9 protein-coding genes are annotated in these 12144 nt (G+C 67.3%); 5 read left to right on the plus strand and 4 right to left on the minus strand.

Annotated features, from left to right (window positions below):
• The first annotated feature begins 91 nt into the window (after nucleotides 1–91).
• The 3 genes from secA to V9K91_RS17095 all read left to right on the plus strand — a co-directional run bounded on the left by secA (nucleotide 92) and on the right by V9K91_RS17095 (nucleotide 7840).
• Nucleotides 92–2827 (plus strand): preprotein translocase subunit SecA, encoded by a 2736-nt coding sequence (secA, locus tag V9K91_RS17085; protein ID WP_093536075.1) that lies wholly within the window; start codon nucleotides 92–94, stop codon nucleotides 2825–2827.
• A gap of 300 nt (nucleotides 2828–3127) precedes the next feature.
• On the plus strand, nucleotides 3128–6787 hold the full coding sequence (locus tag V9K91_RS17090; RefSeq protein ID WP_336443566.1) for an autotransporter domain-containing protein: 3660 nt from the start codon (nucleotides 3128–3130) through the stop codon (nucleotides 6785–6787).
• Between the two features lie 96 nt (nucleotides 6788–6883).
• Nucleotides 6884–7840: a Nudix family hydrolase gene (locus V9K91_RS17095; protein ID WP_336443567.1), complete on the plus strand. Its 957-nt coding sequence runs from the start codon at nucleotides 6884–6886 to the stop codon at nucleotides 7838–7840.
• Here the strand turns inward: V9K91_RS17095 and V9K91_RS17100 are convergent.
• Together V9K91_RS17100 and metF are read right to left on the minus strand one after the other, a co-directional pair.
• Nucleotides 7830–8417: a DUF4124 domain-containing protein gene (locus V9K91_RS17100; protein ID WP_068849258.1), complete on the minus strand. Its 588-nt coding sequence runs from the start codon at nucleotides 8415–8417 to the stop codon at nucleotides 7830–7832. The two genes, V9K91_RS17095 and V9K91_RS17100, sit on opposite strands and share 11 nt — an antisense overlap.
• Before the next feature lie 53 nt (nucleotides 8418–8470).
• Nucleotides 8471–9298, minus strand: a complete 828-nt coding sequence (gene metF, locus V9K91_RS17105) for a methylenetetrahydrofolate reductase [NAD(P)H] (RefSeq protein ID WP_249834327.1) — start codon at nucleotides 9296–9298, stop codon at nucleotides 8471–8473.
• A 120-nt stretch (nucleotides 9299–9418) separates the two neighbouring features.
• Here metF and V9K91_RS17110 point away from each other — a divergent pair, with 120 nt between their 5' ends.
• Together V9K91_RS17110 and V9K91_RS17115 are read left to right on the plus strand one after the other, a co-directional pair.
• A complete protein-coding gene (locus V9K91_RS17110) occupies nucleotides 9419–10297 on the plus strand; it encodes a TIGR01777 family oxidoreductase (RefSeq protein WP_210132009.1) in 879 nt (292 codons plus the stop codon).
• Between the two features lie 40 nt (nucleotides 10298–10337).
• Nucleotides 10338–10895, plus strand: a complete 558-nt coding sequence (locus V9K91_RS17115; protein WP_093536067.1) for a DUF3228 family protein — start codon at nucleotides 10338–10340, stop codon at nucleotides 10893–10895.
• 2 nt (nucleotides 10896–10897) lie between these two features.
• Here the strand turns inward: V9K91_RS17115 and ybaK are convergent, their stop codons facing one another.
• Nucleotides 10898–11368, minus strand: coding sequence for a Cys-tRNA(Pro) deacylase (gene ybaK, locus V9K91_RS17120; RefSeq protein ID WP_093536065.1), 471 nt, complete (start codon nucleotides 11366–11368; stop codon nucleotides 10898–10900).
• A 140-nt stretch (nucleotides 11369–11508) separates the two neighbouring features.
• Entirely contained in the window at nucleotides 11509–12039 is a 531-nt protein-coding gene (locus tag V9K91_RS17125) for a hypothetical protein (protein WP_336443568.1), read from the minus strand.
• Nucleotides 12040–12144 lie beyond the last annotated feature (105 nt).

The raw sequence follows: 12144 nt of genomic DNA on the forward strand, positions 1-12144 counted from the left end.
GACAGGGCGCGATGCGCCCTGTTTCGTTTGCGGCGGGCGGCTCCCGAGGGAGCGTCGCCGTTGGGGCGTCTCATTCCAACCGGTTCCTTCAATGATCAACAGCCTGCTTACCCGCGTCTTTGGCAGTCGTAACGAACGCCAGCTGCGCCAGCTCAACCGCATCGTCGCCAAGATCAATGCGTTGGAGCCGGACATCGAAAAGCTCTCCGACGAGCAGCTCAAGGCCAAGACCCCGGAGTTCAAGCAGCGCATCGCCGACGGTGAAGCCCTGGACAAGGTGCTCCCGGAAGCCTTCGCGGTCTGCCGTGAAGCCAGCCGCCGCGTGCTCGGCATGCGCCACTACGACGTCCAGCTGATCGGCGGCATGGTCCTGCACCTGGGCAAGATCGCCGAAATGCGCACCGGTGAAGGCAAGACCCTGGTGGCGACGCTGCCGGTGTACCTGAACGCGCTGGAAGGCAAGGGCGTCCACGTGGTCACCGTGAACGACTACCTGGCCCGCCGCGACTCGGCGCAGATGGGCAAGCTGTACAACTGGCTGGGCATGAGCGTCGGCGTGGTCTACCCGGGCATGCCGCACAGCGACAAGCGCGAGGCCTACGCCAGCGACATCACCTACGGCACCAACAATGAGTTCGGCTTCGACTACCTGCGCGACAACATGGCGCTGTCGCGGGCCGACCGTTACCAGCGTGGCCTGCACTACGCCATCGTCGACGAAGTCGACTCGATCCTGATCGACGAAGCGCGTACCCCGCTGATCATCTCCGGCCCGGCCGACGATTCCCCGGAGCTGTACATCCGCGTCAACCGTGTGGTGCCCAGCCTGATCCGCCAGGAAGCCGAAGAAGGCGAGGGCGATTTCTGGGTCGATGAGAAGGGCAAGCAGGTGCACCTGTCCGAAGCGGGCATGGAGCACGCCGAGCAGCTGCTGGTCGAAGCCGGCATCCTCAGCGCCGAAACCGAAGGCCTGTACGCGGCGCAGAACCTTACCGTGGTCCACCACCTCAATGCCGCCCTGCGCGCGCATGCCATCTACCAGCGCGACGTGGATTACATCGTGCGTGATGGCGAAGTGGTGATCGTGGACGAATTCACCGGCCGTACCCTGGCCGGCCGCCGCTGGTCCGATGGCCTGCACCAGGCCGTGGAAGCGAAGGAAGGCGTGCCGGTCCAGCGCGAGAACCAGACGCTGGCGAGCATCACCTTCCAGAACCTGTTCCGCATGTACAAGAAGCTGTCCGGCATGACCGGTACGGCCGACACCGAAGCCTACGAATTCCAGAGCATCTACGGCCTGGAAGTGGTGGTCATCCCGACCAACCGCCCGACCATCCGCAAGGACTCGCCGGACCAGGTGTTCCTCAACCGCAACGGCAAGTTCAACGCCGTGCTGGCCGACATCCAGGAATGCAACAAGCGTGGCCAGCCCGTGCTGGTCGGCACTACCTCGATCGAAACCTCGGAAATGCTGTCCGAGCACCTGCGCAAGGCCGGCGTGCACCACGAAGTGCTCAACGCCAAGCAGCATGACCGCGAAGCGACCATCATCGCCAACGCCGGCATGCCCGGTGCGGTGACCATCGCCACCAACATGGCCGGCCGTGGTACCGACATCGTGCTGGGCGGTTCGCACGAAGCGGAGCTGCACGCGCTGGGCGAAGACGCCACCGCCGAGCAGCGCGCCAAGGTCAAGGCCGATTGGCAGGTCCGCCACGACCAGGTCAAGGCCGCCGGCGGCCTGCACATCGTGGGCACCGAACGCCACGAATCGCGCCGTATCGACAACCAGCTGCGTGGCCGTTCCGGCCGCCAGGGTGACCCGGGTTCGTCCCGCTTCTACCTGTCGCTGGAAGACAACCTGATGCGCATCTTCGCCTCGGACTGGGTCCAGAAGGCGATGCGCATGATGGGCATGAAGGAAGACGACGTCATCGAAGACCGCCTGGTCAGCCGCCAGATCGAAAAGGCGCAGCGCAAGGTCGAAGCGCACAACTTCGACATCCGCAAGAACCTGCTGGACTTCGACGACGTCAACAACGACCAGCGCAAGGTGATCTACGCCCAGCGCGATGAGCTGCTGGACGCCGAGTCGGTGAAGGACAACGTCGACGGCATCCGCGGCGATGTGATCTACGACATCGTGGCCCGCTTCGTGCCGCCGAACTCGATCGACGAACAGTGGGACCTGCCGGGCCTGGAAGCCACCCTGGCCTCCGACCTGGGCGTGCAGATGGACGTCACCGGCCTGGTCAAGCAACACGAAGAACTCGACGCCGAAGCCATCGCCAACAAGGTGCAGGCCCGCGTGGACGAGCACTTCGAGCAGAAGGAAGCCGGCGTCGGCGAAGAGACCATGCGCGCGCTGGAGAAGCACGTCATGCTCACCGTGCTCGACCAGAGCTGGAAGGAGCACCTGGCCCGCATGGATTACCTGCGCCAGGGCATCTACCTGCGCGGTTACGCGCAGAAGCAGCCCAAGCAGGAATACAAGAAGGAAGCCTTCGAGCTGTTCTCGGAAATGCTGGAGAACGTCAAGCGCGAAGTGGTGACCCTGCTGGCCCGCGTGCGCATCCGCAGCGAAGAAGAAGTGGCGGCGCTGGAAGCGGCCGAACGCCAGCAGGCCGAAGCGCGCCTGCTGCAGTCGCAGTTCCAGCACCAGAACGTGGGCGGCTACGGCGCCGATGAAGAGGCAGCGGACGTGGAAGCCCAGCGCAACGGCGTCGTCGGCCAGGTGACCCGCGAAGAGCCCAAGGTCGGCCGCAACGATCCATGCCCCTGCGGCAGCGGCAAGAAGTACAAGCACTGCCACGGCCAGTTGAGCTGATCAGAAAAAACCCCGCGGAAGCGGGGTTTTTTTTGATCTCTGTTCGCAGGACGCAAGCGATTGTTGGCATCGATCTGTGACCGAAGTCCCCGATGTGGACCTTTCAGAGAAAACTGACACGGAAGCGTGGTGCATCCCCACGCGAGTGTCAGATGCGACCCACGTGTGGATATACGACAGAGGGTTAACGTGTTCAGCGCTGTCGCGAATGCATTGCATTCGGGGCAGGCTCGACGCGCATTGCGCTCCGCAGGCTGCGGCAGCGTCGCGTTTCCCCTGAGTCGCCATCCATGGAGTTTCATGAACAGGATTTATCGCCTGGTGTTCAACCGCACCACCGGCCTGATGCAGGTCGCGTCCGAACTCGCCACGTCCCCCTCTTCCTCCTCTCCCGCGACCGACAGCCGCCGCCGGCGTTCGCCGCTGAGCGCTGCCATGCTGGTTGCGCTAGGCCTGTCGGCCGCCTCGCTGCCTACCGCCTTCGCGGCGGTGTATGACTTCGATGCGAGCGAGACCGTCACCGATCCGCGCGCTTATGTCGATGGTTTCCGCGTCGGCCCGAACGGCGCGGTGGAAGTCCAGCTACGCAACGGCGGCACGTTCACCTCCAACGGCCTGGTCTCGCTGGGTACGCTTGCCGGCAGCAATGGCGAACTGCAGATCTTCGGGCCGACCTCGTCGCTGACCGTCAACAGCGCCGTCGTGCGCGTGGGTGAAGCAGGCACCGGCGCGTTGCGTCTTTACGATGGCGCAAAGGCCACCCTGGGCTCGACGCTGTCGTTCGGCTATGCAGCCGGTTCCAGCGGCATCGGCCAGGTCGATGGCACCGACGCACTGCTTACCGCCCGCCAGATTCTGGTCGGTCGCGAAGGCAGTGGCATGCTCACCATCCGCAATGGTGCCCGCGTGGAGACCACGCTGCAGGCACCGCCTATCGGCGATTCGTTTGGCATGAGCGTGGGTACCGAGGTCGGCAGCACGGGCACCATCAACGTCACCAGTGGCGGCCAGCTGCTGGTCACCGGCAATGACCTGCGCGTCGGTGAGGGCGGTACCGGCGCGCTGTTCATCAACAATGGTGGCGTGACCGCCGGGCGCGACGTGCTCATCGGTGCTGCCGCCAGTGGCAAGGGCGAAGTCATTGTCCGCAACAGCGGCACCTTGGCGTCGCAGCTGGTCAGCATCGGTGAAGCACAGGAGGCCAGCGGCTCGCTTCTGGTGACCGGCGCAGGTTCGACGGTCACCACCGATACCCTGCGGGTGTCGGGCAACGGCGACGGCCTGCTGCGCATCGAAGATGGCGCGCTGGTGGCCGTGACCGGCAACGTGACCGCCGAAGACAACCAGGGCCTGCCAAGCACCGCCGCACGCTACGGCCGCATTGAAGTGACCGGCGCCGGTTCGGTGCTGAGCGGCGACCGGATCATTGCCAGCACCCAGCTGCTCGTGGAGAACGGCGGCCAGATCCAGTCCAACACCGCGCGCATCCGCGACTCGCTCAGCGCTACCGGTACCGCCACCCTCACCGGTGCCGGCAGCCGCTGGACCAACCAGGGCGAGCTGGACATCCGCACCGGCGTGGACGTGCTGGACGGTGCGGTGATCGGTACCGACACGCTGCTGGTGTCCGGCGGCGCCAACACCATGACCTTCAAGATCGGCGCGGTCGATGAGCAGGTCCGCGTCAGCGGCGCGGGTTCGGCCATTGAGGCCACCGGCGACGTCACGGTGGGCAGCCACCTGGTCGGCGAACCGTTCGGCATCCTCAACGTGGCCAATGGCGGCCGTGTTGCCGCCGGCGGGGACCTCAAGCTGGGCACCCTGGGCTTTGTCGTGGTGGGCGGCGGCCTGGAAACCTGGTCGGTCGCCGATGGCGCCCCGACCTGGGCGGCGGCCGAAGCGGCCGGCGAACTGGGCGCGGCCGATATCGTCATGGACGGTGCGCTCAGCGCGCTGGTGTTCAACCACACCGGCGACATCAGCCTGGCCAACACCGTCAGCAGTACCAATGGCACCACCGGCGGCGTGACCAGCGTGGCCGGCACCACCACCTTGACCGGCGACCTGGCCGACTTCGGGGGCAAGGTCACGGTCAACGGCGGCACGCTGCGCATCGATGGCGACATGTACACCGGGCGCAGCTATACCGGTACCAGCCAGGCTGCTGCACAGCAGATCGAGGTCACCGGCGGCACCTTGGTGCTCAACGGCAACTCCGGCTTCGACCAGACCATCAACTACGGCAGCAGTACCGGCGTGGTGCGCAGCTCGAACTTGATGGTGCGCAATGGCGGCATGCTCGCCGGCAATGCGACCGTGGGCACCACCCAGGTCTTCAATGGCGGCGTGCTGTCGCCGGGTGATGCCGGCATCGGCACGCTCACCATCAACGGTGACCTGTACATCAATGCCGCGGGCGCGGTGCCCGAAAGCGTGGCCGACAAGGCCTTCTACGACGTGGACCTGCTTGGCAACGGCCAGTCCGACCGGGTTGCCGTCACCGGCAAGGCCTACATCGGCCATGGCGTCGGCATCGCCGGCACCACCGGTGCCACCGGCGTGCGCGTGACCGGGCTGGACCCGAATGCCAGCTACCAGAACGGCCAGACCTACGCGATCCTCGACGTGGCCGGCGGCATCAATGGCGGCTTCGACGATGTGATCTCGCGCTCGGCCTTCATCACCCCCACCCTGACCCAGACCGGCAACCAGGTCGTGCTGACCATCGCGGTCAACACGCCGGTGACCCCGGTGGATCCGGTCGACCCGGGTACCCCGGTCGATCCGGGCACGCCCGTCGATCCGGGCACCCCGGTCGATCCCGGCACGCCGGTGGATCCGGGCTTCCCGGGCACCCCGGGCGTTACCCCGCCGATCGTGTTCGGCGCCGTCGCCGTCACCGGCAACCAGCGCGCCACGGCCGCGGCGCTGGATTCGCTGCAGCAGTCCGGCGACGCGCTGGCGCTCTACAACGGCCTGCTGATGCTCGATGAGGCCGGTGCGCTGGTTGCCTTCGATGACCTCGGTGGCGAACTGCATGCCAGCAACCGTGCGCTGCTGCTGGACGACCGCTTCCTGCGTGAAGGCATCTCCCAGCGCCTGCGTCCGACGCCGGACACCAAGCTCAACGGCTCCTCGGTGTGGGTGGCCGGCAGCGGCGCGTCCAAGCGCCAGGACAGCGATGGCACCGCCTCGCGCACCCAGGAAACCCGCCAGGGCCTGATGGTGGGCTACGACTGGACCTTCGGCGACCGCTGGACCGTCGGCGTGGCCGGTGGCCCGGAATCGCTGCGCCAGCAGATTCGCGACCGCAACGCGATCACCGAGGTCGACGCGGTGCACGGTGGCCTGTACGCCGGCTTCCGTGGTGAGCAGGCCTGGATCAACGGTGGCGCCAGCTACGCCGACTACGAGCTGGATACCCGCCGTGAACTGGGTGCCGGCACCTCCTGGGAACAGAGCCTGGGCAGCCAGCATGACGCTCATTCGGTACAGGCCTTTGCGGAAGGCGGTTGGGACATCCAGCTCAGTGCGCTGACCCTGAGCCCGTACCTGGCCGTGGCCTACACCCGCCTGTCGAGCGAGGCCGCCACGGAAACCGGCGGCACCGCAGCCCTGTCGGTGGCATCCAGCAAGGATGAGGTCTGGACCACCACGGCCGGCATCCGCGCCGCGTGGGACATCAGCGGTGGTCAGACCGACGGCGCCCGCCTGGAGGCAGGCCTGGCCTGGCAGAACGCGGCCGGCGAACTGCGTGCCGACTCGCGCAACCGCTTCGTGGCCGGCAGTGACAGCTTCACCGTCAGCGGCCTGCCGCTGGCGCGCAACGTGGGCATCGCCGAACTGGGCGTCTCGCTGAACACCTCCGACAACAGCCGCCTGTCGATGTTCGCGCAGGGCCGTGCCGGCGATGGCCAGCGTGAAGTGGGCGCCCAGCTGAACTGGAACGTGGTGTTCTGATCGAACCCGCCTCCTGAACCACCCGAAGGGCCCCGCATGGGGCCCTTCGTCTGTTCGGCATTGCGCATGCCCGGGCCGATTGGGCATTCTGGTCGCATGCCATCCCCCAAACGATCGATCCACGTCGTGGCCGGCGTCATCACCGACGCCCGCGGCCGCATCCTGCTCAACCGCCGTACCGAGAACCGCGACATGGCCGGCCTGTGGGAATTCCCGGGCGGCAAGCGCGAAGAGGGCGAGAGCTCCGAGCAGGCGCTGGTGCGCGAACTGCGCGAGGAGCTGGGGATCGAGGCCGAGGTCGGCGACTGGATCATGGACGTACCGCAGCTCTACCCGGACAAGCACCTGCGCCTGGAAGTGCGGCACATCCGCAGCTGGAAGGGCTCACCGCGCGGCCGCGAAGGCCAGGCCATCACCTGGGTGGCGCCGGACAAGCTGTCGCGCTATTCGATGCCGCCGGCCGATCTGCCGGTGGTGGCCGCGCTGCGCCACCCGGACCGCTACCTGATCACCCCCGAACCGGACACCGACGAGGATGCCGCGCACCAGGACTGGTACGCACGGCTGGCGCGTGCGCTGGAGGCGGGCGTGCGCCGCGTGCAGCTGCGCACGCCGAACAGCCCGGCCCGCATCGCCTTGGCCGAACAGGCCGTGGCCCGGCACCGCGGCGGAGTGCAGTGGCTGCTCAGCCGCGATATCGAACTGGCCCGCCGGCTTGGCGTCGGCGTGCATCTGGGCGGCGAGCAGTTGCTGCAGCTGGAGGCGCGGCCATTTCCGGCCGACCAGCTGGTGGCCGCGTCCTGCCACGACCTGGCCCAGCTGCAGGCCGCGCAACGACTGGGCTGTGACTTCGCCGTGCTCGGCCCGGTCCAGGCCACCGACAGCCACCCCGGCAGCGTGCCGATGGGCTGGGACGCCTTTGAAACCCTGCGCGCACAGGTCTCGCTGCCGTTGTACGCGCTGGGCGGCCTGCACCCGGACGACATCACCCAGGCGCGCCGCCACGGCGCGCAGGGCATCGCCGCCATCCGCGCGTTGTGGCCTACAGCGTGATCCAGAAACAGCCGTACTGACGGCGCAATCCAAACACCGTCCGCGCCGGCGTGGCGGTCGTACCGAGTGTCTGCTCCAGCCGCAGCCCGATCGGCCGCGGCCGGCTGGCCTGCGGCGCGGCCGCTTCCACTGCCTCGACCAGGGTCGCGTTCGGGTCGACCGGCAGCGGCGTCGGCGCGGCGACCTCCGGGTATACCGGGGCGATATCCAGCAGGGGCCGCTGCACCACCGATTCCAGTCGCCCGATGATCTGGTTGGCGGCGGCATTGGACACGTTGCCCCACAGGTAGATCGACGACAGCCGGTTGACGTCCTGCAGGCTCACCGCATCGCGGATCTGCCCGGTCAGCTCGCTCAACCGGCGCGCGCAGCCGGCGCGGTAGATGCCGGTATTGCCCACCGAATCACCACGCGGCGGCATCCGCGCCGTCGCGCCCAGCGCATCGCAGCTGCGGTCGGTGAACACCGTTTCGCCCTGTGCAGTGGTGCAACGGTTCACGCGCTGCGCCTGTGCCTGCGCCCAGGGGGCCCAGCACAGCATGCACAGCGACAGCAGCAACGGAACGACCGGTCTCATCGCAGCAGGGTAGCGGGACGCGCGTTATCTGCAAGCAGTGGCGTGCGCGATGTTCAGCGGCCCAGCAGCTTCAATACCTGGGTGGTGGGCTTGGCCAGGTTGAGGGTGTAGAAATGCAGCCCCGGTGCGCCACCGGCCACCAGCCGCTCGCACAGCTGGGCCACCACTTCGGCGCCGAAGGCGCGCACCGCATCGGCGTCATCGCCGTAGGCCTGCATGCGCTTGCCGATCCAGCGCGGGATCTCGGCACCGCACTGTTCGGAAAAGCGGCGCAGCTGGCTGAAGTTGGAGATCGGCATGATGCCCGGCACGATCGGCACCTGCACGCCCAGCTTGCGCACCGCATCGACGAAGTGGAAGTAGGCGTCGGCATTGAAGAAGTACTGGGTGATGGCCGCATCGGCACCGGCGTCGATCTTGGCCTTGAAGTACTTCAGGTCGCGCAGCGCGTCGTCGGATTGCGGGTGCGTTTCCGGGTAGGCGCCGACCTCGATGTGGAAGGCGTCGCCGTGCTCGGCGCGGATGAAGGCGATCAGTTCCGACGCGTAGCGCAGGTCGCCGGGGTGGCCCATGCCGGAGGGCAGGTCGCCGCGCAGCGCCACGATCCGCCTGCAGCCGATGGCCCGGTACAGCTTGAGCAGTTCGCGGATCTCCTCGCGGCTGCCGCCCACGCAGGACAGGTGCGGCGCGGCCTCGAAGCCGTGGTGCTGCTTGAGGTGTCGCACCGTTTCGGAGGTGTAGCTCAGGGTCGAGCCGCCGGCGCCGAACGTGCAGGACACGTATTCCGGCGCGTACGCCTTGAGCTTGGCCGCGGTACGGTCGAGCTGGGCGCGCTGGTCGTCGGTCTTGGGTGGGTAGAACTCGAAGCTGAGGGCGGTCATGGGCGGCGGCGGCAGCGGATGTGGGTCCATCATATCGCTTCATCGCGATGAATGTAAAAGGTGGCGGGCGTTGCGTTTACACCTTGGCGGGTAAAGTGGCCTTCCCCAAGGAGAGCACGCATGGACATCCTGATCACCGGCGGCACCGGCTTCATCGGCCAGCGCCTGTGCCAGCGGCTGCTGGCGGCCGGGCACCGGGTCACGGTGCTGACCCGCAGCCCGGGTCGGCCCGGCCAAGCCGGGGTGCAGTACGTCGGTGCACTGGGCGATGTGGGCCCGGTCCATGCGGTGGTGAACCTGGCGGGTGAACCGCTGGTGGAAGGCCGCTGGAACGCGGCGCGCAAGCAGGCCATGCTCGAGTCACGCATCGGCACCACCCGGGCCCTGCTGGACTGGATGCGCGGGTTGCCGACTCGCCCGCAGGTGCTGGTGTCCGGCTCGGCGATCGGCTACTACGGGCCGCGCGATGCCACCCCGCTGGATGAAGCGGCCTCGCCCGGGCACGACTTCGCCGCCATGCTGTGCCGGCGGTGGGAGGCCGAGGCGCTGAAGGCCGAAGACCTGGGCGTGCGCACCTGCCTGCTGCGCACCGGCATCGTGCTCGACCGCGAAGGCGGTGCGCTGGCGCGCATGCTGCCGCCGTTCCGGATCGGCGCGGGTGGGCCGATGGGCGATGGCATGCAGTGGATGAGCTGGATCCATCGCGACGACCTGGTGGGGCTGATCCTGTGGCTGCTGGCCGATCCCGAAACACGTGGCGCCTGCAACGGCACTGCGCCGGCGGCGGTCACCAATGCGGAATTCGCCCGCACCCTGGCGCATGTGCTGAAGCGGCCTGCGTGGGTGCGGACGCCGGCATTCGCATTGAAACTGGCCTTCGGCGAGATGGCGGGCCTGCTGCTGACCGGGCAGAACGTGGTGCCGGCACGCGCGCTGCAGGAAGGCTATCGGTTCCGGTACCCGACCCTGGAAGCGGCCCTGCGCGCGATCCTCGGCTGAGGGCGGTTACCCTGTGCACCTGTTTCCAGCTGCGTACGCCATGTCGATTGTCCTGACCGAATTCGCCCGCCCCCGTCTGTTCCCGCGCGTGCCCCGAGGCAACACCATCCAGGACTGCACCGCCGAGCAGTTCCAGGCGCACCTCAACGCGCATGCGCCGTTCAAAGTGCTCGATGGCTATGCGCCGTTCTGCAAGCTGTTCGTGTACGAGAACTGGACGTCCACGCGCTGCCTGACGGTGCCGGTCACCGATGCCAACCGCCACCAGCTGCGCAGCGCCTACGAGGCGCGCAACCGCCATGAACTGCCGGTGCTGGTGCGCTGGTTCGAGGGCGTGCAGTCGCCGCGCGCCAATTACCTGGTGGTGATCCTGTACAGCGCCGAACAACTGGCGAAAGAAGGCTCGCCCATCGAAGCGGACTGGGGCATCGTCGGCTGCATCTACACCGCCGAACCGGAAGAAGTGCCGATGGCGCCGATCACCATGATGCGCAATGCGCTGGGTGTGGAGGAGGGCGGCTCCGGGGTGCCGCTGGATCGTGAGGCCTACCAGCGCGCGGTAGCGTACTGGGAAAGCCACGCCAACTGGCGGCCGTAAGGTTACGGCCGACCGATACCCGCCATTTCTGCTTCGGTCAGCGCGACCAGATCGGCCAGCGCCAACGCCACCTCCAGCCCGCGCCGGCCGGCGCTGACGTGCATCACCGGCAGCGCCTGCGCACTGGCATCGATGAAGGTGCGGTGCTTCTTCTTCTGGCCCAGCGGACTGATTCCGCCGACCAGGTAGCCGGTGGCACGCTGTGCCGCATCCACCGCCGCCATCTCGCACTTTCTACAGCCTGCTGCCTCGGCCAGTGCCTTGAGGTCCAGCGTGCCGCTGACCGGCACGATCGCCACCAGCAGCTCGTGCTTTTCGGTGCTGGCCAGCAGGGTCTTGAACACCAGTGCGGGGTCGAGCCCCAGCAGCTCTGCCGCTTCGCCGCCATAGGAGGCGGCGTTGGCATCGTGGTGGTAGGACAGCACGCGGTGGGCGATGCCGTGCTTCTTGAGCAGATTGATGGCCGGGGTCATGGGCATGCAGCTGGCGTGGTCGCACTACCTTAGCGTGGGCGCGACCGCAGAATCTTGACCCGGACTCTCGGGGGCGGTTCCAGGTAGTGATCTATCCCGCTGCTGCCGGCACTGGGGCCGCCAGCAGCAGGAATACAACCTCAACCCATGGGCGCGCAATCGACATGGTCGACTTTCCCGGCCCCGTACTTCGCTTCCGCCTTGGTTCTTGCCAAGCCATCGGCCACGTCACCGTTGCTGGCAGCGACCTGGAAGTAACCCTCCGCCTCGCCCTTGAGCACATTGCCGTCCGCATCGTGCACGGCACACCGGTAGTCCTTGGTTGCACCTGTCGCTAGGGTAGATGGAGCCGTTGGCGTCGGATCGGTTGTCGTGGCCGGTGCCGACGTTGCAGTGCTCGATGCTCCTGCCACCACCGCATCGCATTGGGCCTTGGTCAGCGTGACGCTGTTCTTCTTGTAGCTCGTGGCGGCAGCCAGCGCACCGGCCTCCGCTGCCTTCAGGTCGGCCGCCTTGATGGCGTATTTCCCGTCCGCGTTGGAGCTCGCTTCCGGCGTTTTGCCATCTGCACCGGAAAACACCATGCACCGATAGTCGGCGGCGTGGACCGGGGACATGCAAGCGGCACCGCACAGCACCAGCAGTGCGGGAACTAGGAACTTGATATTCATGGAAATCTCCGGAATGCACCCAGATATTCCCCCGCGCGCTGATGATCCCGGCGCGGATGTGAGGGCAAGGTGCAGACCGGGTGAAGCCCGGCTAACAAAAACGGG

Origin of the sequence: Stenotrophomonas sp. CCNWLW57, assembly GCF_037203925.1 — a bacterium.
GTDB classification, from domain to species: domain Bacteria; phylum Pseudomonadota; class Gammaproteobacteria; order Xanthomonadales; family Xanthomonadaceae; genus Stenotrophomonas; species Stenotrophomonas rhizophila_A.